We start from the raw sequence: 24,953 nt of genomic DNA on the forward strand, positions 1-24,953 counted from the left end.
ATTGTTTTTTCACGGTCATGTATAAATGATATATTTTCTTCATTTTATTGACCAGTTTTCGGTCATATCCCTTTCAAACAACTATCCATTAAAAAAGTTTCGACTGTCCTTCGCCATTATCTTGTTTTTCATCAGGCATTTCGTCCTTTTTCGCCTTGTCCGCGACCTGAGGATCAACACTTTCTTCATCTATAACTTCCATTTCAGCAGCATCCTCTTTCTTTACCGCTTCATTTTCTGGCGCTTCATAAGGAAGCGACTCTAGTACGTTTATATTTTTAACCTTGTCTGCAGTCAGCTGATTCCCAATCGCTTTTATCCCTTTAATAGCGATAAAATCCTCTACATCAACAACCTGATTTGGCCTCACTTCCTTTCCTCTAGGCTTTACAAATTCTATTTCCACTACAGGCCTCCAATCAGTAGAGATTATTTCTAAAAATGATTTAGGGTGATCCGAAATCACCAACTCTTCCTTATTCTCGCTCTCAATCAAAAAACGCTTTAAATAATAACGCTCTTTCTCCCCTTCGTAATGAATCACCGAAATTGGCTTGTTAGGAATCCATTTTTCCAAGACAATCATATTTTCATCAAAATGAGTTGTCAATTCTGGAATTATAGTTTTGACAACTCCTTTTTGAGTAGCCACCAATAACAAATCTTCTCCTTTAAACTCGCCCAACAATTCTCCTCTACCATCTACATTTAATCGCCTAACGATATCATCGAACCAAATTTTTCTCGGCTTTAGAGTAGAGACCCCTTTTTCCTTTAATTCTATTCGTTTAACCGAATACTTGCTTACAATATTTCCTTTAGAAGCCCTTCCTTTAATAAGAACGTCTGCAAAATCTATATCCCACTTCAGTTTTTTAACACTCCCTGCTTGTCTTAACAACACGGTCACCACCTCGGCCTCCCCGTTGGGATTTGCCGAGAAATATAGCGTTTCCGAATTAGCCTTTCCATTGGTAAGGTCATACAACTTGTCTCGCGTAATACTGGTAACGTTAAATCGCTTTACATAACTAGGACCTCCCTTACCGTCCTTGTAAATCATGTTATAAATAGTGCGTTTGTCCTTTTTCTTAAACACCGCTACATGAATAATATTCTTCCCGACAAAAATCTTTGAATCTACCTTAGAAACCATCATTTTGCCATCCTTTGTAAACACTATAACATCATCAATATCACTACAATCAGTAACATATTCATCGCGTTTTAAGGAAGTTCCCACGAAACCTTCCTCTCTATTTACATACAGCTTCGTATTTCTAATAGCAACCTTGGTAGCTTCAATATCGTCAAAAATCCTAATTTCCGATTTACGCTCTTTTTCTTTTCCGTATTTTTCTTTTAAAGATTTGAAATATTGAATGGCAAAATCGACCAAATTCTCTAAATGATGTCTTACTTCAGCAATACGCTCCTCTAAATTATCTAAATACTCCTGCGCCTTGTCCAAATCGAATTTAGAAATACGCTTGATTCTTATTTCGGTAAGCCTTACAATGTCTTCTTCTGCAACCGGTCTTTTTAAATGAGCTGTAAAAGGCTCGAGCCCTTGGTCTATGGCTGCTATAACACCCTCCCAAGTTTCTTGTTCTTCTATATCCCTATATATCCTATTCTCTATAAAGATTCGTTCTAAAGAAGCAAAATGCCATTGCTCTTCCAACTCCCTTAGCTGAATCTCCAACTCTGCCTTCAGTAAGGATACCGTATAATCCGTAGAGCGGGCCAGCATTTCGGTAACCCCTATAAACAATGGCTTATTATCCTCTATAATACATCCTAATGGAGATATAGAACTTTCACAAGCCGTAAAAGCATATAGGGCATCAATAGTTTTATCAGGAGAAATACCGCTTGGCAGATGTACTAAAATCTCAACCTCAGCAGCCGTATTATCCTCAATCTTTTTTATTTTTATTTTACCTTTATCATTGGCCTTTAATATCGAATCTATTAAAGTAGAGGTATTGGTTCCATGAGGTATCTCACTTATAATCAGTGTGCTTTTATCTAACTGAGCTATTTTGGCTCTTACCCGTATTTTACCTCCTCGCAGTCCATCGTTATAATTGCTTACATCAATGACACCTCCGGTTGGAAAATCTGGATAGAACTTAAATCGCTGTCCTTTTAAATGTTTGATGGACGCATCGATTAATTCATTAAAATTATGAGGAAGCACCTTTGTAGAGAGCCCTACCGCAATACCCTCGGCCCCTTGAGCCAATAATAACGGGAATTTAACCGGCAGGTTCACCGGCTCCTTTTTTCTACCGTCATAAGACAATTGCCATTCCGTGATTTTAGGACTAAAAACAACTTCTAGCGCAAACTTAGTCAAACGAGCTTCTATATAACGAGATGCGGCCGCTCGGTCCCCTGTTAATATATTACCCCAGTTCCCTTGGGTATCTATCAATAAATCTTTTTGCCCAATTTGAACCATAGCATCTGCAATACTCGCATCACCATGCGGGTGGTACTGCATAGTATGCCCAACCACATTTGCCACTTTATTGTAGCGGCCATCATCGAGCTCCTTTAAAGCGTGCATAATCCTTCGCTGCACCGGCTTAAAACCATCCTCGATAGCAGGCACTGCACGCTCCAATATAACGTAGGAAGCATAATCTAAAAACCAGTCCTTATACATCCCCGTAACCTTGGTAAGGGCATCTTGAGGCTCATCAATATTTTCGGTTGACATATCGGTCATATCTTCATTCAACTCTTCGTTAAATTCCTCGTTTTCCTCCATATAGAAAGATTCGTATTGTATTGGTTTATAATTATTTATCTTCTACTATATCCAGCTCCACCTTAAGATTTTCTATGATAAATTTTTGTCGTTCGGGAGTGTTTTTCCCCATATAAAATTCCAACAAATTTTCAATAGACATTGCTTTATCCAACATCACAGGTTCTAAGCGTATATCGTCACCGATAAAGTATCTAAACTCATCAGGTGAAATCTCCCCCAAACCTTTAAACCTTGTGATTTCTGGTTTTCCTGATAGCTTTTTAATAGCTGCCGTTTTCTCCTCCTCACTATAACAATATAACGTTTCCTTTTTGTTCCGAACCCTAAACAGAGGTGTTTGTAGGATATACAAATGGTTCTCCTTAATCAACTCTGGAAAAAATTGAAGAAAAAAAGTAATCAACAACAACCTGATATGCATTCCGTCGACATCGGCATCGGTAGCGATTACAATATTGTTATATCGCAAATCTTCCATCGACTCTTCTATATTCAATGCTGCCTGAAGCAGGTTAAACTCCTCATTTTCATACACAATCTTTTTGGTCATCCCATAAGAATTCAAAGGTTTTCCCTTTAAACTAAATACCGCTTGTGTATTTACGTCCCTAGATTTTGTAATGGACCCCGATGCAGAATCACCCTCGGTAATAAACAAGGTACTCTCTAAACTACGTTCGTTTTTTGTATCCCCTAAATGCACTCGGCAGTCTCTTAGTTTTTTATTGTGCAAGCTGGCTTTTTTAGCCCTGTCCTTGGCTAATTTACGAATACCCGACAATTCCTTTCGCTCCCGTTCTGCCTGCATTATTTTCCGTTGCAACTTTTCGGCCGTTTCTGGATTCTTATGCAGGTAGTTGTCTAGGTAGGTACCAACAAAGTCATTGATATAAGTCCTTACCGTCGGCAATTCGCCCCCCATATCGGTAGATCCTAATTTGGTTTTAGTCTGACTCTCAAAAACCGGCTCCATTACCTTGATGGCGATCGCGGAGACTATAGACTTCCTTACATCTGAAGGATCGTAGTTTTTATTGTAAAAATCGCGCACCGTTTTCACAATCGCCTCACGAAAAGCCGCCTGATGCGTCCCGCCTTGGGTTGTGTTTTGTCCGTTGACAAAGGAGTGATACTCTTCACTGTATTGTGTCTTACTGTGGGTTATGGCTATCTCTATGTCTTCTCCCTTTAAATGAATAATTGGGTAAGCCATATCTTCCACACTATTATTATCTTCCAGAAGATCCTTTAAACCGTTTTCGGAATGAAATTTTTCCCCATTAAAAACAATGGTTAATCCAGGGTTTAGGTATACGTAGTTTTTAAGCATGCGCTCTACGTACTCATTCCTAAACTTATAATTTTTAAAAATAGCTTCATCCGGAGAAAAGGTGACTTTTGTTCCTTTCCGTCTCGAGGTTTCCTCGGGCCCATTTTCACTAATAAGGTTGCCTTGTTCAAATTCGGCAGTCTTTAGCATCCCTTCCCGAGAAGACTGCACTTTAAAGGTGCTCGACAAAGCATTTACCGCTTTGGTACCTACCCCGTTAAGACCTACCGATTTTTTAAAGGCACGGGAATCGTACTTTCCTCCGGTATTCATCTTAGAAACTACATCTACAACCTTACCCAAAGGAATCCCTCGCCCATAATCGCGCACGTTTACCTCTTTATCCTTAATCCCGATTTCGATGGTCTTGCCAGCCCCCATGACAAATTCGTCTATACAGTTATCTATAACTTCTTTAAGAAGAATATAAATACCGTCGTCTGCCGAGGAGCCATCTCCTAATTTACCTATATACATTCCCGGGCGCATTCTAATATGCTCCTTCCAATCTAACGATCTAATATTATCTTCAGTATACTGGGTGTTTTCTAACATTAATTAGGGTTTTAAACGAAAGCGTTGCTAATATAGCAAGTGTTGTAAAAAGATAAAACCCTTAAGCGATAAAGTAATCAACAATAAAAATTTAACAATTGTTGATAGTCTTCACCATTAAGGACAAAATCACAAATTGAGAAGCAACAGCTGCAACAATCCGTACTGTTATCAAAAAAAACAATACTCTTAAATCTACAAGTTGCTCTAATTACAATCTATGAAAAAAAAATTAAACGCCTTACAGTATAATAAAAACTGTAAAACGTTTAATATAAAATTCTATAAAGATACACTATACTTTCTTCCTTTAAATAAAGAAAGAACAAAACAAGAAAAACTACACATTAAATCTAAAATGCATCACATCGCCATCCTTAACAATATACTCCTTGCCTTCTACGCGCATTTTTCCAGCTTCCTTAACTTTAGCTTCGCTTCCGAAATTTACAAAATCAGAATAAGCAATAACTTCTGCCCGTATAAAACCTTTTTCAAAATCGGTATGGATCACTCCAGCTGCTTGAGGCGCCGTAGCACCTACCGGTATCGTCCATGCCCTTACTTCTTTTACTCCTGCAGTAAAATAAGTTTCTAAATTCAACAACTTATAGGCCCCCCTGATTAATTTTGCCGATCCTGGCTCCGTTAAACCTAGGTCTTCTAAGAACATTTGACGCTCCTCATAGCTTTCCAACTCCGTAATATCTGCCTCTGTACCCACAGCCAAAAAGATTACTTCGGCATTTTCCTTGGCTACAGCTTCTCTTACCTGCTCTACATAAACATTTCCGGTAGTAGCGGCATCTTCATCGACATTACAAACATACATTACCGGCTTATCGGTGATAAATTGCAATGGGTGTACAAATTCTGCATGCTCATCTTCACTGAACTCAATAGCTCTAACAGAAATCCCAGCTTCCAGGCCTTGTTTTAATTTTAAAAGTACCGCCTCTTCTTTTTGTGCCTCTTTATTTCCTGTTTTGGCCGCACGCTTTACTTTTTCCAGCTTCTTATCAACGGTTTCCAAATCTTTCAACTGCAATTCCATATCAATGGTCTCTTTATCCCTGATAGGATTTACCGAACCGTCAACGTGCACAATATTATCATTGTCAAAACAACGAAGCACATGCAAAATAGCATCGGTTTCACGGATGTTCCCCAAAAACTGATTCCCTAATCCTTCTCCTTTACTTGCTCCTTTTACCAAACCTGCAATATCCACGATTTCTACGGTTGCTGGCAAAACCCGCTCCGGATTAACCAGTTCCTCTAGTTTCTGCAATCTTGTATCCGGCACATTTACTACGCCGATATTAGGTTCTATGGTGCAAAAAGGAAAATTGGCACTTTGCGCTTTTGCATTAGACAAACAATTAAAAAGTGTTGATTTACCTACATTGGGCAATCCTACGATACCTGCTTTCATTATCAATATAATTATACGCCAGAATTATTTAAAATATTCCCGTGCTCTGGCTGTTTAAAACAGCCACAAAGATACTATTTAAGTCCATTTTCTAATACAAATTAATTATGATAAATTTTTTAAAAGATTATTTGCGTAAATTTAAAGAAACCAAAACCTAAACCACTAATTATGAGACTATCATTTTTTTTAACTCTAGCATTTGTATTTCACCTCAATATACTACTGGGTCAGCTTACAGTAACAGGGACAGTTGTAGATGATAGCGGACAGGCGCTAGCAGGTGTTAATATTGTAGAAAAAGGCACCTCCAATGGTACCGCTACTGATTTTGATGGCAATTATCAAATTTCTGTCGCTCAAAATGCCACCCTTATTTTCAGCTACATCGGCTACAATACCACGGAAAAAATTGTCGACGGAAACGCGATAATCAATATTACCCTTGAAGAGGGAATGCTATTGTCCGAAGTACAGGTCGTCGGCTCCAGAAGCCCTAAAAGAACAGCTACGGACACTGCTGTCCCAATCGACGTGCTCGATGTTGCCGAAATAGCCACTACCACCGGTAAAGTCGAAGTAAATGACATTCTTCAATATGCCGCCCCTTCCTTCAATGCTAGCAAACAATCAGGATCGGACGGCGCAGATCATATCGTTCCGGCTTCCTTAAGAGGACTAGGACCAGACCAGACCTTAGTGCTTATTAACGGAAAAAGACGCCACCAATCTTCCTTAGTGAATATTTTTGGTACTCGAGGTCGTGGAAATTCTGGGACAGATCTAAATGCCATCCCCTCCTCTGCTATTAAAAGAATAGAAGTTTTGCGCGATGGAGCTTCGGCACAATACGGGTCCGATGCTATTGCTGGAGTTATCAATATTGTCCTTAAAGATAATAGCCAAGGATTCACTGGCGGCATTACCTATGGCGGAAACAGCACGGCAATTGGCAAAGGCTGGGCCGAAGAATCAGGAGAAACCCTGTACAACGTAGAAGGCAAAAATAGGTTGGACGGAAAAAATAGAAATTTCGATGGTATCACAACCAAAATAGACGCTAATTACGGTATGGCCTTAGGACAAAACGGTGGCTTTGTAAATATTACAACAGAATTGCTTTCCAAAGAAAAAACCTTGAGACCAGGATTCTCATGGCGAAAAGGATACGGAAGTGCAGCCGTTGACGGATTTAATTTCATGATCAACTCTGCCGTTCCCGTGGGAGAGAATACAGAAATATATGCCTTTGGAGGAAGAAACTTTAGAGATACAGATGCCAATGCCTTTTCTAGGGACGCTTATGTTCAAGGTGATGCCGATGCCTCGGACAATAGAACAGTCCCTAGCCTGTACCCAAATGGATTTACACCTAGAATCACTTCCCTGATTACCGATGTATCTGTTTCGGCAGGGATCCGACATGAAATGGCAAACGGATGGAATGTAGATTTCAACAATACTTACGGTAAAAACAATTTTCACTATTACATCAAGGAAAGCAACAATGCTTCTATGAAGGAAGCATCTCCTACGGATTTTGATGCTGGAGGCCACTTTTTAGCAATGAACACTACCGGATTGGAATTCAACAAATATTTTGAGGATATTGCTTCTGGACTTAATATCGCTTATGGCTTGGAGTATAGAACTGAAAATTTCGGAATTTTTGCCGGAGAAGAATCCTCTTACGCCCTATATGACAACAACGGAACTCCTATTAGCAACCCCGCTTCACAAACTGTGGCCACCGACGGAAATGGTCAAGACCTACCTGGAGGCTCCCAAGGATTTCCAGGCTATAGCCCAGATAACGAAGTAGATAGAAGCAGATCTAATTACGGGATATATGTGGACTCAGAATTAAATATTACGGACGACTTTATGGTTGCAGGAGCCTTGCGCTTTGAAGATTATAGTGATTTTGGCAACACCTTTAACTTCAAATTGGCCAGTAGATATAAAATCAACAACGACTTATCCTTAAGAGGCTCCATTTCTACTGGTTTTAGAGCCCCTTCTTTAGCACAGCTATATTACAACCTAATTTTCAATAACATTGTAGCAGGGGAGTCTGTCCCTTCCTTACTATCTGCCAACAATAGTACGGTGACTAAGGCTTTTGGCATAGGCCAATTAAACGAGGAGAAAGCTTTCAATGCTAGCTTAGGCTTTACTTATAAAAAAAAGGGCTTTACCGCTACCATAGACGCCTACTCGATTACTGTTAAGGACAGGATTATTTTAACTGACAACTTTACTGACCAAACTGTTTTAGACCCTCTAAAGGTAGACGCTGCCCAATTTTTCGCCAATGGGGTAGACACAAGAACATCTGGTCTCGATATGGTATTTTCTTATGAAACTTGGGTAGGCGAAGCTGGAAAAATAAAAGTAGGACTTATCGGAAACATAAACGATCTAAAAATAAAAGAGATCAACAATGGCAACCTCAACCAGTTCACCTTTTTTGGCCCCTTTTCCCAAGCTTATTTAAAAGCCGCCGCACCGGATTATAAATTTGGTTTAAACATGGGGTATTCTTCGGAAAAATTCGATGCCAACCTAAGTCTAACACAATTTAGTGAAGTTACCCTACAAGATTTTCAATGGGTAGAAACACCAGCTACCACCCAAGCTGAGGCAGACGCCTTATTCCCTGTTGCCACGGATATTTACAAAGCTAAAATGGTAACCGACGCCAGCGTGGGATACAAGCTCAATAGCAACCTCAAGTTTACAGTAGGTGCCAATAACCTATTCAACATTTACCCTACTTCTCAATTTGATGGCTGGACAGATCAAGGAGGTCTGGCCGACTCTGTTCAAATGGGATCGGACGGCACCTATGTCTTTGGGAGATTGAATTTTAACTTCTAAAACATATGTTTTCAAAAAAAATAAAACCCGCAGTTTGCGGGTTTTATTTTTTTATTTACTAGGATAGGAAATAAATCTATACTTATTCCGGATGCATAAAACGCTGCTTTCCTAAAAGAACCTCTTCGGTCTCTACGTTGCTATCATCGGGCACACAACAGTCTACCGGACATACCGCAGCACACTGTGGCTCCTCGTGAAAACCTTGACATTCTGTACATTTGTCTGGTACTATGTAGTAAATTTCATCACTAACTGGCTCTTGCGACTCATCGGCATCGACTTCTTTGCCATCAGGTAAGACTACCTTGCCTTTTAGTGATGTACCATCACTATAACGCCAATCATCTGCACCTTCATAAATTGCAGTATTTGGACACTCAGGTTCACATGCTCCACAATTTATACACTCATCTGTTATTATAATTGCCATATTTTTTTATTTCTAATGCTTACTTTTGCACAAAGGTAAAGCCTAATAAAATCTTTTACAAATATAATGACAGACCTTACACATATATCAAACTCTTTTGTTAAACTTGGAAGTTTTTTTCATGAATATTACGAATATTCAAAGAATAATGCCGAAATAAACAGTAATCAACAATTATGGTTTCAAAAATTTGACGAAGCTATAACCTTGTCCGGACATAAAAACGGCTGGTTTACTAAAGAGAATATTCTTTATAGTCTTAAAAGTTGGGCCGAGCAACTGACGGCTGAAAATCTGGAAGAATGGCTTTCTGCCTATGAGATCGAGAAAAATCAACCAAAAACCGTTGCTATTATAATGGCTGGAAATATTCCTTTGGTAGGTTTTCATGACTTTTTGAGCACCTTAATTACTGGGAACAGAGTATTAATAAAATTGTCGTCCAATGACACTGTATTATTGCCCTGTGTAGCCCAATACTTGATCGAGTTAGAACCATCCCTGAGGGAGAAAATTGATTTTGCAGACGGAAAATTAGACTCTTTTGACGCGGTCATAGCTACTGGAAGCAATAACACATCGCGTTATTTTGAACACTACTTTAGCAAAAAACCCAACCTTATCCGTAAAAGCAGGAATTCTGTTGCGGTCCTTACCAATAAGGAGACCAAAGAACAACTGACTGCCTTAGGAGAGGATATTTTCAGATACTATGGTTTAGGCTGCAGAAGTATTTCCAAAATATTTGTTCCTAGAAATTATAATTTTGATCAACTTTATGAGGCCATTTATAGTTATAAGGACATTTTAGACCAGGCCAAATTCTCCAATAATTACGACTACAATAAAGCTGTCTATTTAATGAGCGAATACAAAATTCTGGACAACGGTTTTTTAATGCTTAAGGAAGACGCTAATTACGCCTCCCCTATAGCTACTTTATTTTATGAATACTACGATTCTTTGGAAGAACTAAAAAACACACTATCAGCTCATAGTGAAAGATTGCAATGTATCGTAGCAGACGGTGTTTTAAAAGAAGAAGTTAAATTTGGCCACACACAAAAGCCTTCTTTAAAGGACTATGCAGACAACATAGACACCGTGGATTTTTTAATAAAAACTTAATTTAAAAATACCTTTTTTATTTAGCCACATCCTTATAAATTTATCACCTTAATTTCTAGAAAGATTATAACGGTATTCACCGAATACAACATTCTTAAAAAGGCCAAAATCCTTTAGAGGTGCAAAAAAATTCTTTCGCCAGAAAACAATAAACAGAACGAATAACAAAAACTCAAATAGTGACAGGGTGACATAATAGCATTTTAAGGCTTAACCACTATAGAACACCGATATACACTAAGGAGTTATTTTTAATAATAAACAGCAAGTAATGAAAAAGCATAATTTTAGCGCAGGACCCTGCATTTTACCACAAGAAGTAATGATGAAAGCTTCTGAAGCCGTTTTAGATTTTAATGGTTCTGGACTTTCCTTAATAGAAATTTCACACAGAAGCAAGGATTTTGTGGCTGTCATGGAAAACGCAAGATCACTAGCTTTAGATCATCTAGGGCTAAAAGGAAAAGGATACCAAGCGTTATTCCTACAAGGAGGTGCCAGCATGCAATTTTTAATGGTTGCTTATAATTTGTTGGAGAAAAAAGCTGGTTACTTAAATACAGGAACATGGAGCAATAACGCTATTAAAGAAGCAAAGCTTTTTGGCGATGTAATAGAAGTTGCATCTTCCAAGGACAAGGGGTATAATTATATTCCGAAGGGTTTTTCGGTGCCAAATGACTTGGATTATCTACACATAACTTCCAACAACACTATTTATGGTACACAGATGAAGTCATTCCCTAAGGGAAATATGCCTTTAATATGTGATATGAGTTCGGATATCTTTTCAAGACAATTAGATTTCTCACAATTCGATTTAATCTATGCAGGAGCACAAAAAAATATGGGGCCCGCTGGTACCACTTTAGTGGTCGTTAAAGAAGATATCTTAGGAAAGGTGACCAGAAAAATACCTTCTATCCTAAATTACCAATTGCAGATAGAAAAAGAAAGCATGTTTAACACACCTGCTGTTTTCCCTGTTTATGTCTCAATGCTAACCCTAGAGTGGTTGCAAAACTTAGGCGGCATAGCGGCTATAGAAAAAATAAACAACAAAAAAGCACAGTTATTATATTCAGAAATAGACCTAAACCCAATGTTTAAGGGCTACGCGAAAAAAGAAGACCGCTCCATTATGAACGCAACCTTTAATCTAACAAACGACAAGCTAAAAGAAGAATTCGACAGCATGTGTAAAGAAGGAGGCATAAACGGTTTAAACGGACATAGATCTGTAGGTGGCTATAGAGCTTCTATGTACAATGCCCTATCCTTAGATAGTGTTGGTGTTTTGGTAGATATCATGAGCGAGTTAGAGCGAAAAGGATAATTTTTTCATCCTTTTACCACAGCTTGAACTAGCTTTAAAAAGTAACATAAATAATAATAAAAACGCCTTTTTTCAAGTTACATTGAAGAAACAAAAAGGCCACGACTTATGAAAGTATTAGCAAACGACGGAATATCTAAAAGTGGACAAGAAGCCCTTAACAAGGCAGGTTTTGAAGTCTTAGAAGTAAATGTTGCCCAAGAGCAATTAGCCAAATACATCAACGACCAACAAGTTTCAGTTTTATTGGTACGTAGTGCCACAAAAGTCACAAAAGAGGTTTTGGACAACTGTCCGACACTTAAGATTATTGGTCGTGGTGGCGTTGGTATGGATAATATAGAAGTAGAATATGCCAGGTCTAAAGGCCTACATGTCATCAATACCCCTGCAGCTTCCTCATCTTCTGTAGCAGAATTAGTTTTTGCGCATCTGTTTAGCGGAGTTCGTTTTTTACACGATGCCAATAGAAATATGCCTCTAGAAGGAGATAGTAATTTTAAAAAACTAAAACAAGCCTACGCAAAAGGAGCCGAATTAAGAGGGAAAACTTTAGGCATCATTGGCTTTGGAAGAATTGGAAGCGAAACCGCAAAAATAGCCTTAGGGATAGGCATGAAAGTACAATTTGTTGATCCTGTTTTACAAGAAACAACCGTAACGGTTCCATTTTTTGATGGTCAATCTGTTTCTTTTAATTTAAAAAGCACTTCCTTAGAGGAGCTCTTAAAATCATCCGATTTTATAAGCCTCCATGTTCCTGCCCAAAACAGCTATTTAATCGGCAAAAAAGAATTTGACTTGATGAAGCCAGGTGTAGGTATTGTAAATGCTGCCCGTGGTGGGGTTTTGGATGAAGTTGCCCTTGTAGACGCCCTAGAAAGCGGAAAGGTTGCCTTTGCCGGTTTGGATGTTTTTGAAACAGAACCCAATCCAGAAATAAGGATCCTAATGCACCCAGATATTTCCTTAACCCCTCATATTGGTGCATCTACAGCAGAAGCCCAGGATAGAATTGGGTTAGAACTTGCTTCCCAGATCATTACTATTTTTAATTAATGATCACGGAAAGGCTCTTTTTTGTAACTTGTAAAAAACATTAATTCCACATATTATGTCAGGATTATTAGATTTACTAAGCAGTTCCACTGGCCAGCAGCTGGTCAGTGGAGTTGCCTCACAAACAGGGCAACCCGAAAGCAAAACCGCAGAGGTTCTAGCCATGGCACTTCCGTTGATCATGGGTGCCATGAAAAAAAACGCAAGCTCTCCTAGTGGAGCACAAAGTTTAATGAGTGCCTTAAACACGAACCATGACGGGAGCCAATGGGACAATATAGGCCAAGTATTCAGTGGCGGGGTCAATGATTCGCTAAAGAAAGATGGAGCCGGCATACTGGGACATGTTTTTGGCAACAAACAGAGTACGGTCGAAAATGCCCTTAGCAAACAATCGGGAATGGACACCAGCACCATTGCAGAAATCCTTAAAATAGCCGCTCCTTTATTGATGGCTTACTTGGCTAAGAACAAGAAACAGTCTAATATCAATGACGCCAACGGCCTTTCCGGATTGCTCGGACAACTCCTCGGCGGACAATCTACCAAAAACCAAAGCCTGATCACAACCTTATTGGATGCCGATGGAGATGGTAGTGTTTTGGACGATGTAGCCGGAATGGTGCTAGGCTCTAAGAAAAAGAAAGGTGGGTTAGGCGGATTAATGGGAGGGCTTTTTAAAAAATAAGAGCTATTTTAACGATATTTTAGAAATGCCATTTGTTTCCCAAATGGCATTTTTTTTGTATCTTATCTTTATGAAAATCTGGATAAAAGTAAGCGGTATTTTTGTATTAACGATGATTTTATCTCTCGCCAGCTGTAATAGCACAAAACAAGCGATTGCCGTTACGGACGAAGAGAAAGTTGCCTTTTCCCAAACCGAGGGTGATACCATTGCAATAGCAGACGAGAAGACTTCCTATGAAATACTTATCATAGAACCGGGATTTGATTTTTGGCTACAAAGTATCGCCAAACCCGAAGGTTATTATTCCCAATCATTTTTGGAAAACCGAAATCATTTATATGTGATCGAATGGAATTCAAGAGTTTTACAGCCTTTTAGATACGATCCTAACCTTTACGAGATGCAAATCGATTATAATCCACAAATAGATTATGGCTATGAAGTAAATTATAAGCTCTATAATTACTTCATTTACTTTCAGCGAAAGTACAATCAACGCCTAGGTCCTTTTGTTCCTCGCATATAAAACTTATATTTGCTACCGATTTTATAAGATTTATGAAGAAATTAAAAGAGCGATGGGGCGTTACCTCTAATTTGCAATTGGCCGTTATCTTTATGGTGTTTTCAATTACCGGTTCTTCAGCTGTGTTTGCAGCGAAACCTTTTCTTACATGGATTGGATTAGACCGTCATAATTTTTCGCCCGATTTTATTTGGGGAGGACTCCTTTATCTAACCTTTAGGATATTGTTGATTTTTCCAATATACCAGATCCTTTTAGTGATTTACGGATGGTTTTTTGGGCAGTTTAAATTCTTTTGGGCCTTCGAAAAAAAGATGCTGGCAAGATTAGGACTTGGCTTTCTTTTAAAATAAATACTCTCTCGCCTTTAAAATTATGCATTTGGGCTGTTATATTTTCACGTGAATTTTAAATTAAAAAAATATATTTTTTCAATTCTTGCTATCTTATTGTTGGCCGCTATCAGTGTGCCTACAATACTAAAGATACAGCATGCTTTATATGAACATCAGAATTTTGTTTGCAAGGAAAAAGGAAGTTTACATGTTCATGAGATAGAATTTGAATGTGATTTTGACACTTTAACCATTACCCATTACTATTTCTGGCCTTTTCAGGAATTCACTAGTTATTCGGCTGTTGAAAAAACTACCAAAATCATTAATTTCTATCAATTTCTAAGTAAATACCAAAAATTACATTTCTCTAGAAGAGGCCCTCCTTCTTTTTTATAACACCAGTACTTACAATTATTTACATTTATTTTAAGTTTCAAGTTATGAAAAAATCATTCTTGTCGGTGCTTTGCATTTTGACAACCGTGGCAACGTATGCACAAAATTTTTTAGAAGGAACAGCCCTAGATAAGACCACAAATGAACCTCTAGAGCAGGTTGCCATTTATTTTCCCCAATTAGAACAAGGCGGTATTTCCAATGAAAACGGAACCTACCGAATCAATAATTTACCGGAAGGCACTTATAATATCGTAGCCTCTTATATTGGTTTCCAGACATTTTCTAAAACCATCACTATAAAGAAAGGAAAGAATACCTTAGATTTTACTTTACTTCCAAGTGCTATTGAAATGGAGGAGGTCATTGTATCTACCCCCTTCCACAAACTTCAGAGTGAAAACGTTATGAAGGTAGAATTTGCAAAAATAGCAGCTCTAAAATCAAAGGGAGCCCCTACCTTAATCGAAGGTATCGGAACGATTCCTGGCGTAGATATGGTTTCTACGGGTATTGGGATCGGAAAACCCGTTGTAAGAGGATTAACTTCTAACAGGGTTTTAGTCTACACCCAGGGAATACGATTAGAAAACCAACAATTTGGTGCAGAACACGGTCTGGGCGTTAATGAAGCCGGAATAGAAAGCGTAGAGGTTATAAAAGGTCCCGCTTCCCTACTCTATGGCTCCGATGCCATGGGAGGTGTACTTTATTTAAATCCAGAAAAGTTTGCAACTTCAAATACTACCGAAGGTGATGTAAACTTGGACTACAACACCAATACTCAAGGAATAACGAGCAATGTGGGGGTAAAATCGTCTGGAGATAAATTTAAGTTCTTGGCTCGAGCAGCAACCGTCAACCATGTAGATTATAAAGCTGGAGACGGGAATAGAGTTACCAACTCTAGGTTTAATGAAAAAGATCTAAAAATGGGTCTTGGCTATCAAGCCACTTCCTTTAAAAGTGAAATCAGATATAACTATAACCAGTCTAACTTAGGAATTCCCGAGACTATTAGCACACAAACCACCTCTAGAACACCAGAACTGCCGTATCAAAAAATAAATAACCATATTTTAAGCTCTAAAACCAAGATATTCTTTAAAGACTCAAATTTAGACGTAACACTAGGATATGTAGGCAATGACCGGAAAGAGTTTGAAGATCACCATCATCATGACCATCATGAGGAACATGAGGATGAGCATGACCATGACCACCATGAAGAGCACGCTACAACCGACAACCATGACGAAGAGGAACATATGGAGGCTGCTTTACACATGAAACTCAACACTTTTACTTACGATATACAATACCACCTACCAAAATGGAATAAGTTTGAAACCATTATTGGCGCTCAAGGAATACACCAATCCAATACCAATTATGGAGAAGAAATATTAATTCCAGATGCTATTACTAATGATATTGGTGTTTTAGGTACAACGCATTTTCATCTTAACGAAAACAACGATTTTCAATTAGGCTTCCGCTACGACCACAGAAATATAGCCGGAAAGGCCTATGGGGAATTGGGAGAAGAAGGACATATCCCCGCATTGAACCGTAGCTTCAGTAGCTTTAATGGCGCTTTTGGTTATAAAAATAATATTTCGAAACAATTCACCACCCGTTTCAATATCGCTACAGGATTTAGAGCTCCTAATTTAGCGGAGCTAACCTCTTACGGTAGCCATGAAGGCGCCAATAGATTTGAAATTGGAAATCCGGATTTAAAAAATGAACAAAATATACAATTCGATTTGGCCTTAGAATTTAAGAATGAACATTTCGAATTTTTTCTAAATGGATTTCACAATACCATCAAGAATTATATCTTCATCGCTCCCGATGGGACTTTTATAAACGAAAATGTAGTATATAACTACCTACAGGATAATGCCAAGCTCTACGGAGGGGAAATCGGTTTTCATTTACACCCACATCCCTACGATTGGCTGCATATAGAAAGTAGCTACCAAACGGTATATGGCGAACTAAACAATGGAGAGTCCTTGCCTTTAATTCCTGCCAACAATTTAACCAACACCTTTAGGGTCGAATTTATTAACGATCACCCTTGGTGGTTAAGCACCAAGGCATTTGTTACGTTAAACACGACATTTAAACAAGGAAAAGTAAACGTTAATGAAACAGTTAGTCCCGGATACTCCCTTTTAAATGCCGGGTTTGGAAGCGAAGTGAAATTCCTTAAAAAATCTATGAATATCAATATCAGCGCAAATAATATTTTAGACAAACGCTATATCGCCCATCTTTCTCGCCTAAAACCCGATGGTATCCCTAATATGGGAAGATCGGTTACTATAGGAGTAAATATTCTTTTATAAAATTTAATAAAAACAAAGCAATACCTATGGCTTAAGCTTGCTTAAGCCATAGGTTATTTGTTTAAAAAAAGACTTCGGAATTTTGTCATCACCTTCGAATCCCAATTGTAACCTTCCACTATCTTCAGGAATATAATTGGTTTTAAAAATATAGTCCCACAGACTAAGACTAATACCGTAATTAACCCCATTTTTTCCTTTTGGCAGTTCATAGGCATGATGATACAAATGCATGACTGGATTGTTGAGCAAATACTTTAATGGGCCCCAGGTTATTTTAATGTTGGCGTGGTTTAAATGGCCGATGGTAATCGCAAAAAAGTGAACCATAAAAGCCTGTTCGGGTTCAAACCCTCCTAAAATCATGACCCCAAACGTTTTTAACGGTTTATAAAAAATATTTTCCATCCAATGATATCGCAAATGTGCAGCAAAGCCCATTTCCTTGACACTGTGGTGAATTTGATGAAATTTCCACAAAACAGGATAGGTATGCAAAAGCACATGAGTAAACCATTGCACAAAATCTAAGACCAAAAAAAACACTAACAATTGTCCCCAATTAGGGAGTTCCGAGAGGTTAAAAAGAGTTAGACTGCTTTTATCAATCCCTAAATCGTTAAAAAGCAGCCCTATTACCTTATAAAATCCACTGATCGCAATGGCAAAAAGGAAAAAATTAAAAAACATATAGAAGCCATCTAACCAAAAATCTTTCCGAAAAATAGATTGTTCTTTTCGCCAAGGAAACAAAATTTCCAAGCCCCATACTATTAAAGATATGATGATTAGGCCCCAGAAATAATTTGAATACCAAGGAACCTCAAAAACGATAGACTTCCCAGTCCAATTTACAGTTCCCATAAAGGCACTCGAAAACGCCTGTAAATACTTCTCCAAAATTTTAAATGATTTTTTATTATTACTCCTTTAAGTCGTACCATTCTATATTAGATAAAGCTTCTCTCCTCCCTTTACTAACAACAGGATAATTAGTTACCAAATAGTTGACGATTACAGCTTCATTTTTACCTAAATCCCATAAATTTTGGGTTTCCTGCATCCATCGGATGGTAGCAATCCACCTTTCTTCATTCATCCTGTTTTGTATGACCAATTGCGCCGAATGACAATTAGTACAGTTATTCACGACTGCCATATAACCTTCTGCCACCTTCAAACCGGTTCGTAAATGAATCCCATTCTCTACCTTATCCCAATCGTCCTCTTCCGAGTCTATGCTTGTGATTTCCATATTGGGAGTATCGCTTGCCAATAAAAAAGACTCAGGAGACACCATATAGGTAATCCCAATTAATGCGAACAAGAAAACGATACCGCATAAAACCAAGAGCTGCTTATAAAGCTCTTTTACATTGTTTTTAAAACTCCGTTCCTTTTCCATTTAGCTAATTTTTACGGCTATGCGGTGGCAAGCATTGTTTAGATATCCTTTTGGATTCCATCCAGGCAATAACATAGGCTGACTGACTCCGTTAGCATCGGTTGCCTTTGCCCATACTTCGTAATAACCAGATTTTGGAAAAGAAATACTGGCCTTAAAATGTTGCCAGGCCAATCTGTTTACTGGTTTTTCTAAGTCACATTCGGACCAAGTGGCACCAAAATCTATTGAATAGGACATTTTGGAAACTTCCAATTCTCCTGCCCAAGCATGGCCTCTAATATTTAATTTCTTGTTTAAAGGTAGTACCGCACCCGATTTTGGATAAGTAATGAGCGACTTAACTGGCATAGATTCTATGATACGCATATCTTCTTCCTTTACATTTTCTCCAGGTGCCACCGGATTTTTAGGAACCTTATAGGAAGACCCGGTCATTTTTTCTCCATCATGGACAATATTTCTTACACTTATCCCTTGTATCCATTTTCCCGAGGTAGAAGCTGGCCATCCCCCACAAACCAAACGCAAAGGATATCCATGTACCAAGGGAATGTCTTCGCCATTCATTTTAAAAGCCAACAAGGTCTCTTCTTGCATAGCCTTGCTAATTGGTACCCCCCTTGAAATAGGTTTTTTTGAAGGATCCCTACTCAAATGCTCGTCTATGGCATGGTATCCAATATAGACCGCATCAGCCTTAACACCCACTACATTAAGAACATCCTTTAAACGCACTCCTGTCCATGATGGACAAGCAACAGCACCAACGTCCCATTGATTTCCTTTGGCAGGAGGATCGAATTCTTTTCGGCCATTACCACCACACTCCAAAGTGAGTTGATAGGTATAGTGTTTAAAGTTGTTTTTTAACTCTTGGAGTGTAAACGTTTTTTTTTGTTTTGCAGATTCCCCATCAATAGTTAACGTCCATTCTTTAGTATTTATGTTTTCCGGAACCAACCCGTTGTTTCTGACAAACATATATTTATTGGGGGTGATTTTATCATCTAGTAGATGCGCCAGGGATTCCATATTCCATGGCTTACTATTTAAAACCAGCATTTCCTTATCCTTATTAAACAAAGCAAACGGATCTGGCTCTTGCATCCCTAGGGGGATATAATCTTCTGGCATTGTTGCACCATAAACAATTTCGGTACCTAAAATACTGGCAAGAGACCCTAAAACAGAGCTCTTTACAAAATTTCTTCTTTTCATTAATTGATCATAAAATTAAACTATCCCGTAAAACCATGAGGGATTATTGCGCACCTAAGGCGCTATTGACGATAAAACATATATACATCCACCAAACTAAAGTCTTTTTTTATTTGGGAGCCATTGATTTTTCTTCGGAAGGACTAAACACGTAGGTATATAACCACATTAAGGTAAACGACGGTATAATATCTAAACCAGGAACAATTTCCTCTATAAAATTGATAACTCCTGCAACCTTACCAATTTTACCCTTATAAAGACGAGTCATCAACCAGGCCGAAACAGGAGCCCATATAATATCCGAAAACTCTCCTATTCCAGGTATAACAAAAGAAAGCATTCCTATTCCGTCAAAAAGAAGGCCTAAAAATAAGTTTCTAAATTTTTTATCCCTTTCTATTGCCATGATTGATAATTTAAAATTCTCGGAATCCCCTTATTGTGATATAATAAACATAACCCCTTGTACAATATGGTTTTATGCTATTTTTTTTGATGCTGCTTTTATATCATTCGTTAAAACCTCTCCCCTCCTGTAACCTTTTTATATTTTTAAAATGTGTTAATCAAGCTTTGTTTTAGGAAAGCTTGGCACTAATTAATTTTAAAAATTCGTTTCTTGTTTCAATCTTTTCAAATTGTCCACGAAAACCAGATGTTGTAGTAACAGAATTTTGTTTCTGCACCCCTCTCATCATCATACACATATGGGAGGCTTCTATCACTACAGCTACTCCTTTAGGTTTCAAGGTATTGTTTAAGCACTCTAAGATGTCGTGAGTTAACCTTTCCTGCACCTGCAACCTTCTTGCGAAAACATCGACTACTCGCGGTATCTTACTTAAACCAACAATTTGACCATCAGGAATATAAGCAATATGAGCTTTTCCAAAAAAAGGCAACATATGATGCTCACAGAGCGAATAAAGTTCTATATCCTTTATAATAACCATATCATCATAGGATTCCTTAAACAAGGCTCCTTCCAATATTTCTACTGCATCTTGTTTGTATCCTTGGGTTAAAAACAACATTGCCTTGGCTGCCCTTTCTGGCGTTTTTTGAAGGCCCTCCCTCGATACGTCTTCTCCTATTTCATTAATTATGGAGGAGTAACGGTTTTTAACTTCGTCCGTAATTTCTAAATTATACTCTTCCAAACTCTTGTATGGTGCCATAAACTTATGTGTATTTTGTTTTTGTGCCGCTTTAATCGAACACTTTTATTTAAAAAATCTAAATTAATATTTAATTTTAACCCGTTGGCAGTTTTTAACCGCCAACTGTGTTAAATACTTGGTAAATTAATAAGAAAACACCCCAAAAAGCAGTGTTTTTAATTCGTTTTCTAAATTCTGTCCTTATCCAAACTTTTTTTTCCATACCCCCCTTCTTATTTTGAATTCTTGATGGTAATGTTTACTTTCAGCCCATAAATATTGATGAATGATCAAGGCAAATAATATTAGAAAATTCTACGGAAACCTTCAAGTTTTAAAAGGGGTCGACGTGCATATTCAAAAAGGGGAGGTCGTCTCTATTGTTGGCCCTTCCGGTGCTGGAAAAACAACCCTCCTGCAAATACTAGGCACGTTGGATGGATTGACGAATAAGGATGATGGAGAATTAAAAATCAATGGAGAAGACGTAACCAGTCTATCAGAGAAGGAGCTGGCCAAATTTAGAAATAAAAACATTGGATTTATTTTTCAATTTCATCAATTATTACCAGAATTTACGGCCTTGGAAAACGTGTGCATCCCTGCCTTCATTAAGGGAACCCCTAAAAATAATGCCGAAGCCAGAGCTACAGAATTATTGGGGTTTTTAGGATTATCGCACCGAATTAATCACAAACCTACCGAGCTTTCAGGTGGAGAACAACAAAGGGTTGCCGTTGCTCGGGCCTTGGTTAATAATCCGGCCGTTGTTTTTGCCGATGAACCCAGTGGTAATTTAGATTCTGAAAGCGCAGACAAGCTACATAAATTGTTTTTTGATTTAAGGGATAAATTTGGTCAAACCTTTGTTATCGTCACCCACAATGAGGAATTAGCGAATATGGCCGATAGAAAGCTTACCATGGTAGATGGTGTGATGCAATAATGAAGGTACTCTATAAAGTTTGGAATTTTGTACGGTCTCCTGCTTATATCAAACTAGAGCAGCCTTCTAGTTCCACTAAAGGGCATCTATTCACTAACTTACTGATACTAGGTGTTGTTTTTGGTGTTGCGATTGGTTTTTTCAATCAATCCCTGCTCAAACTGTTAAATATTGACCTGGGGGCACATGCAAGCGATCTGTTTATCGCCAAAACATCGGCCATGGGAATATTTTTTTCCGTTGCCATTGTAGCCCCTGTCTTAGAAGAAGCTATATTTAGAGGTCCTCTTATATTATTTAAAGACAAAAAATATTTTAGGCATTCCCTATATGTTTCCGTAATTTTATTTGGAGCCGTGCATTTATTTAACTTTCAATTTTCGAAGGAAATTCTAATCCTTGGACCATTGCTTTCTGCTCCACAAATAATATTAGGGATTTTCTTAGCGTACATCCGAATAAAACTAGGCTTATTATGGGCCATACTACTGCATGCCAGCTATAATGCTATCTTTTTAGGACCTATAATTATTTTAAAACTATTTAATATTTCTTTGGAATGACCAAAAAAGAGTTAAAAGAATTTTTAGACGCCAAGGTAATTCAATATAATCTCCCCGAATTTTTAGAATCGGATCCTATTCAAATCCCCCACCTGTTTTCTCTTAAGGAGGACATAGAGATAAGCGGATTTTTAACGGCCACCATTGCTTGGGGTAATCGAAAAAGTATTATTACCAATGCCAACAAAATGATGGAGTTGATGGATTCATCTCCCTATGATTTTGTAATGAACCATCAGACCAGTGATTTGGAAAAACTGCAAGGCTTTGTCCATCGCACCTTTAATGGAGATGACCTGACCTTTTTTGTCCGCAGCTTAAACAACATATACAAGCATCACCATGGCTTGGAAGATGTTTTTTCCAAGGCAACGGACACCTTGCCATTGCAAGCCGCAATTTCTAATTTTAAATCTGTATTTTTTGAAATCCCCCATCCTCCCAGAACTACCAAACACATTTCGGACCCTTCAAAAGGCTCCGCAGCAAAACGCATCAACATGTTTTTAAGATGGATGGTCCGAGATAATACGACTGGTGTAGATTTTGGTATTTGGAAAAAGCTTGCCCCCTCCCAATTGTCCTGTCCTTTGGATGTTCATTCTGGGAATGTGGCCCGTAAATTAGGCCTGATTAAAAGAAAACAGAACGATGCCAAGGCCTTGGCAGAATTGGACACAAATCTTCGGAAATTAGATCCCATGGATCCTGTAAAATACGATTTTGCCTTATTCGGATTGGGAGTATTTGAGAAATTCTAACAGCGTTTTTCCGTCGTTGTGAACACAACTCGCGCAAAACGATAGCTTCTAAAAAAACAACCCGCCATTAATATATCACTACTTAAAACAGACATAAAGTTTAAAACCTAAATAAATTTCCTATTTTTAAACGGACACTAACCTAGATAAATAATGATTAAAAAGAACTCCCTATTACTACTTGTTTTTTTAATGCTATTCGGAGCTGCTGAGGCCCAGGAACGCAAAATCCCAACAGACACTATCGTAGTCACCAAACATAGCGTTACCGCCAACGGAACTTCTTTTTCCTACACCGCCCAAACAGGAATGCTACCGCTTTGGGACGAGTTGGGTGCTCCTATAGCGACCTTAAACTACACCTATTACACCCGAGACAACATAAAGAACCGAGCAGAAAGACCATTGTTGATTTCTTTTAATGGCGGGCCAGGCTCTGCTTCTGTATGGATGCAGTTGGCTTATACAGGCCCCAGGATTTTGAATATTGACGATGAAGGGTACCCGGTTCAGCCATACGGCGTAAAAGAAAACCCTTATACCATCCTGGACATCGCAGATATTGTCTATGTGAATCCCGTAAACACTGGCTACTCTAGAACCATTCCGGAAAGCGGGAAAGATGTAGACCGCAGCAAATTTTTTGGCATTAATGCCGACATAAAGTATTTGGCAGAATGGCTTAATACTTTTGTTACCAGAAACAACCGATGGCAATCGCCTAAATATATCGTTGGCGAAAGTTATGGCGGTACCCGCGTAGCCGGTCTTGCCCTTGCCTTACAAAACCAGCAATGGATGTATTTAAATGGGGTGATTATGGTATCTCCGGCAGACTATAAGGTACTCCGTACCGGCGGACCTGTTTCCGAAGCGCTAAATTTACCTTACTATACTGCCGCAGCCTGGTATCACAAGGCATTAAACCCTGACCTCCAAGAAAAGGATTTGTCTGAGATTTTACCAGAATCTGAAGCCTATACCATTAATACCCTAATCCCAGCTCTTGCAAAAGGAGGCTTTATTTCGGAAGCAGAAAAGAACGACGTAGCTACTAAAATGGCTCATTTTTCAGGATTGAGTAAAAAGGAAATTTTAGACCACAATTTATCAGTACCGACAAAATATTTCTGGAAAGCACTCCTTAGAGATAAAGGAGGCTATAACATTGGCCGCTTAGACTCTCGTTACCTAGGGATCGACAGACAACTTGCCGGGAATTCGCCCGATTATAGTGCTGAGCTTACCTCTTGGCTTCATTCCTTTACCCCTGCCATTAATTATTATTTACAGGAAGAATTGAAATTTAGAACCGACGTTAAATACAATATGTTCGGAAATGTACATCCCTGGAACAATGAAAATGACAATACCTTGGACAATTTACGTCAAGCCATGGCACAGAACCCTTATTTACATGTCTTGTATCAGGCGGGGTATTATGACGGGGCTACAACCTATTTTAATAGTAAGTACAGCATGTGGCAGGTAGACCCCAGCGGTAGACTTAAAGATCGATTTAGTTTTAAAGGGTACCGAAGCGGACACATGATGTACTTGCGAAAAGAAGATTTAAAACAAGCAAATGACGATATTAGAATCTTTATTAAAAACACCTTAACAAACGGAAAACCAGCAAAATACTAAT

General features: G+C 38.4%; 22 protein-coding genes. 13 read left to right on the forward strand and 9 right to left on the reverse strand.

Translation table 11 applies throughout. The annotated features are described in order from the left end of the window. Positions 1-88 precede the first annotated feature (88 nt). The 3 genes from HCG49_RS00515 to ychF all read right to left on the reverse strand — a co-directional run bounded on the left by HCG49_RS00515 (position 89) and on the right by ychF (position 6,102). Positions 89-2,779, reverse strand: a complete 2,691-nt coding sequence (locus HCG49_RS00515; RefSeq protein WP_168467615.1) for a DNA gyrase/topoisomerase IV subunit A — start codon at positions 2,777-2,779, stop codon at positions 89-91. Positions 2,780-2,810: 31 nt separating this feature from the next. Further along, positions 2,811-4,667 (reverse strand): DNA topoisomerase IV subunit B, encoded by a 1,857-nt coding sequence (locus HCG49_RS00520; protein ID WP_168467616.1) that lies wholly within the window; start codon positions 4,665-4,667, stop codon positions 2,811-2,813. A gap of 340 nt (positions 4,668-5,007) precedes the next feature. After that, positions 5,008-6,102 carry a redox-regulated ATPase YchF gene (ychF, locus tag HCG49_RS00525; RefSeq protein WP_168467617.1) on the reverse strand — a complete coding sequence of 365 codons (1,095 nt, stop codon included), beginning with the start codon at positions 6,100-6,102 and terminating at the stop codon, positions 5,008-5,010. A gap of 171 nt (positions 6,103-6,273) precedes the next feature. Here ychF and HCG49_RS00530 point away from each other — a divergent pair, with 171 nt between their 5' ends. Continuing rightward, positions 6,274-8,982, forward strand: coding sequence for a TonB-dependent receptor (locus HCG49_RS00530; protein WP_168467618.1), 2,709 nt, complete (start codon positions 6,274-6,276; stop codon positions 8,980-8,982). An 82-nt stretch (positions 8,983-9,064) separates the two neighbouring features. On the opposite strand, the gene HCG49_RS00535 is transcribed toward HCG49_RS00530, so the two are convergent. Further along, the gene (locus tag HCG49_RS00535) at positions 9,065-9,415 is read right to left on the reverse strand and encodes a 4Fe-4S dicluster domain-containing protein (protein ID WP_168467619.1); all 351 of its coding nucleotides are present in this window, start codon (positions 9,413-9,415) and stop codon (positions 9,065-9,067) included. 66 nt (positions 9,416-9,481) lie between these two features. Here HCG49_RS00535 and HCG49_RS00540 point away from each other — a divergent pair, with 66 nt between their 5' ends. The 8 genes from HCG49_RS00540 (at position 9,482) to HCG49_RS00575 (ending at position 17,246) form a co-directional block, all read left to right on the forward strand. Then, positions 9,482-10,543 (forward strand): acyl-CoA reductase, encoded by a 1,062-nt coding sequence (locus HCG49_RS00540; protein ID WP_168467620.1) that lies wholly within the window; start codon positions 9,482-9,484, stop codon positions 10,541-10,543. A gap of 271 nt (positions 10,544-10,814) precedes the next feature. Next, positions 10,815-11,879, forward strand: a complete 1,065-nt coding sequence (gene serC, locus HCG49_RS00545) for a 3-phosphoserine/phosphohydroxythreonine transaminase (protein ID WP_168467621.1) — start codon at positions 10,815-10,817, stop codon at positions 11,877-11,879. A 108-nt stretch (positions 11,880-11,987) separates the two neighbouring features. Further along, positions 11,988-12,938 (forward strand): D-2-hydroxyacid dehydrogenase, encoded by a 951-nt coding sequence (locus HCG49_RS00550; protein ID WP_168467622.1) that lies wholly within the window; start codon positions 11,988-11,990, stop codon positions 12,936-12,938. Positions 12,939-12,993: 55 nt separating this feature from the next. Further along, positions 12,994-13,626 carry a DUF937 domain-containing protein gene (locus HCG49_RS00555; protein ID WP_168467623.1) on the forward strand — a complete coding sequence of 211 codons (633 nt, stop codon included), beginning with the start codon at positions 12,994-12,996 and terminating at the stop codon, positions 13,624-13,626. Positions 13,627-13,696: 70 nt separating this feature from the next. Continuing rightward, complete coding sequence (locus HCG49_RS00560) at positions 13,697-14,155, forward strand: DUF6146 family protein (protein ID WP_168467624.1); 459 nt, start codon at positions 13,697-13,699, stop codon at positions 14,153-14,155. 32 nt (positions 14,156-14,187) lie between these two features. Next, positions 14,188-14,508, forward strand: a complete 321-nt coding sequence (locus tag HCG49_RS00565) for a DUF6787 family protein (RefSeq protein ID WP_168467625.1) — start codon at positions 14,188-14,190, stop codon at positions 14,506-14,508. 48 nt (positions 14,509-14,556) lie between these two features. Then, positions 14,557-14,889 carry a hypothetical protein gene (locus HCG49_RS00570; RefSeq protein ID WP_168467626.1) on the forward strand — a complete coding sequence of 111 codons (333 nt, stop codon included), beginning with the start codon at positions 14,557-14,559 and terminating at the stop codon, positions 14,887-14,889. 44 nt (positions 14,890-14,933) lie between these two features. Continuing rightward, positions 14,934-17,246, forward strand: coding sequence for a TonB-dependent receptor (locus HCG49_RS00575; RefSeq protein ID WP_168467627.1), 2,313 nt, complete (start codon positions 14,934-14,936; stop codon positions 17,244-17,246). Positions 17,247-17,270: 24 nt separating this feature from the next. On the opposite strand, the gene HCG49_RS00580 is transcribed toward HCG49_RS00575, so the two are convergent. The 5 genes from HCG49_RS00580 to folE all read right to left on the reverse strand — a co-directional run bounded on the left by HCG49_RS00580 (position 17,271) and on the right by folE (position 21,053). Next, the gene (locus HCG49_RS00580) at positions 17,271-18,146 is read right to left on the reverse strand and encodes a sterol desaturase family protein (RefSeq protein ID WP_168467628.1); all 876 of its coding nucleotides are present in this window, start codon (positions 18,144-18,146) and stop codon (positions 17,271-17,273) included. A 22-nt stretch (positions 18,147-18,168) separates the two neighbouring features. Next, complete coding sequence (locus HCG49_RS00585) at positions 18,169-18,651, reverse strand: monoheme cytochrome C (protein WP_168467629.1); 483 nt, start codon at positions 18,649-18,651, stop codon at positions 18,169-18,171. Further along, complete coding sequence (locus HCG49_RS00590) at positions 18,652-19,872, reverse strand: sulfite oxidase (protein ID WP_168467630.1); 1,221 nt, start codon at positions 19,870-19,872, stop codon at positions 18,652-18,654. It abuts the gene before it with no gap. A gap of 109 nt (positions 19,873-19,981) precedes the next feature. Continuing rightward, complete coding sequence (locus HCG49_RS00595; protein ID WP_168467631.1) at positions 19,982-20,281, reverse strand: hypothetical protein; 300 nt, start codon at positions 20,279-20,281, stop codon at positions 19,982-19,984. Positions 20,282-20,453: 172 nt separating this feature from the next. Further along, a complete protein-coding gene (gene folE / locus HCG49_RS00600; protein ID WP_168467632.1) occupies positions 20,454-21,053 on the reverse strand; it encodes a GTP cyclohydrolase I FolE in 600 nt (199 codons plus the stop codon). A gap of 268 nt (positions 21,054-21,321) precedes the next feature. Between folE and HCG49_RS00605 the strand changes: the two genes are divergently transcribed. From HCG49_RS00605 to HCG49_RS00620, 4 genes are all read left to right on the forward strand, one after another. After that, positions 21,322-21,981 carry an ABC transporter ATP-binding protein gene (locus HCG49_RS00605; protein WP_168467633.1) on the forward strand — a complete coding sequence of 220 codons (660 nt, stop codon included), beginning with the start codon at positions 21,322-21,324 and terminating at the stop codon, positions 21,979-21,981. After that, positions 21,981-22,544: a CPBP family intramembrane glutamic endopeptidase gene (locus HCG49_RS00610; protein ID WP_168467634.1), complete on the forward strand. Its 564-nt coding sequence runs from the start codon at positions 21,981-21,983 to the stop codon at positions 22,542-22,544. Before HCG49_RS00605 ends, HCG49_RS00610 begins: the two co-directional genes overlap by 1 nt. Next, positions 22,541-23,305 carry a TIGR02757 family protein gene (locus tag HCG49_RS00615; protein ID WP_168467635.1) on the forward strand — a complete coding sequence of 255 codons (765 nt, stop codon included), beginning with the start codon at positions 22,541-22,543 and terminating at the stop codon, positions 23,303-23,305. The genes HCG49_RS00610 and HCG49_RS00615 overlap by 4 nt, the downstream gene beginning before the upstream one ends. Before the next feature lie 153 nt (positions 23,306-23,458). Then, positions 23,459-24,952 carry a S10 family peptidase gene (locus tag HCG49_RS00620; RefSeq protein WP_168467636.1) on the forward strand — a complete coding sequence of 498 codons (1,494 nt, stop codon included), beginning with the start codon at positions 23,459-23,461 and terminating at the stop codon, positions 24,950-24,952. The last annotated feature ends 1 nt before the right edge of the window (position 24,953 follow it).

The sequence above is a fragment of the Arenibacter sp. 6A1 genome (genome assembly GCF_012272855.1).
Lineage (GTDB): Bacteria > Bacteroidota > Bacteroidia > Flavobacteriales > Flavobacteriaceae > Arenibacter.

Coding starts and splice junctions, on each gene's coding strand:
- HCG49_RS00575 (WP_168467627.1), top strand. CDS start 14,934: ATGAAAAAATCATTCTTGTCGGTGCTTTGCATTTTGACAACCGTGGCA.
- HCG49_RS00590 (WP_168467630.1), bottom strand. CDS start 19,872: ATGAAAAGAAGAAATTTTGTAAAGAGCTCTGTTTTAGGGTCTCTTGCC.
- HCG49_RS00520 (WP_168467616.1), bottom strand. CDS start 4,667: ATGTTAGAAAACACCCAGTATACTGAAGATAATATTAGATCGTTAGAT.
- ychF (WP_168467617.1), bottom strand. CDS start 6,102: ATGAAAGCAGGTATCGTAGGATTGCCCAATGTAGGTAAATCAACACTT.
- HCG49_RS00550 (WP_168467622.1), top strand. CDS start 11,988: ATGAAAGTATTAGCAAACGACGGAATATCTAAAAGTGGACAAGAAGCC.
- HCG49_RS00605 (WP_168467633.1), top strand. CDS start 21,322: ATGATCAAGGCAAATAATATTAGAAAATTCTACGGAAACCTTCAAGTT.
- HCG49_RS00595 (WP_168467631.1), bottom strand. CDS start 20,281: ATGGCAATAGAAAGGGATAAAAAATTTAGAAACTTATTTTTAGGCCTT.
- HCG49_RS00565 (WP_168467625.1), top strand. CDS start 14,188: ATGAAGAAATTAAAAGAGCGATGGGGCGTTACCTCTAATTTGCAATTG.
- HCG49_RS00610 (WP_168467634.1), top strand. CDS start 21,981: ATGAAGGTACTCTATAAAGTTTGGAATTTTGTACGGTCTCCTGCTTAT.
- HCG49_RS00615 (WP_168467635.1), top strand. CDS start 22,541: ATGACCAAAAAAGAGTTAAAAGAATTTTTAGACGCCAAGGTAATTCAA.
- folE (WP_168467632.1), bottom strand. CDS start 21,053: ATGGCACCATACAAGAGTTTGGAAGAGTATAATTTAGAAATTACGGAC.
- HCG49_RS00540 (WP_168467620.1), top strand. CDS start 9,482: ATGACAGACCTTACACATATATCAAACTCTTTTGTTAAACTTGGAAGT.
- HCG49_RS00560 (WP_168467624.1), top strand. CDS start 13,697: ATGAAAATCTGGATAAAAGTAAGCGGTATTTTTGTATTAACGATGATT.
- HCG49_RS00585 (WP_168467629.1), bottom strand. CDS start 18,651: ATGGAAAAGGAACGGAGTTTTAAAAACAATGTAAAAGAGCTTTATAAG.
- HCG49_RS00555 (WP_168467623.1), top strand. CDS start 12,994: ATGTCAGGATTATTAGATTTACTAAGCAGTTCCACTGGCCAGCAGCTG.
- HCG49_RS00535 (WP_168467619.1), bottom strand. CDS start 9,415: ATGGCAATTATAATAACAGATGAGTGTATAAATTGTGGAGCATGTGAA.
- HCG49_RS00515 (WP_168467615.1), bottom strand. CDS start 2,779: ATGGAGGAAAACGAGGAATTTAACGAAGAGTTGAATGAAGATATGACC.
- serC (WP_168467621.1), top strand. CDS start 10,815: ATGAAAAAGCATAATTTTAGCGCAGGACCCTGCATTTTACCACAAGAA.
- HCG49_RS00620 (WP_168467636.1), top strand. CDS start 23,459: ATGATTAAAAAGAACTCCCTATTACTACTTGTTTTTTTAATGCTATTC.
- HCG49_RS00530 (WP_168467618.1), top strand. CDS start 6,274: ATGAGACTATCATTTTTTTTAACTCTAGCATTTGTATTTCACCTCAAT.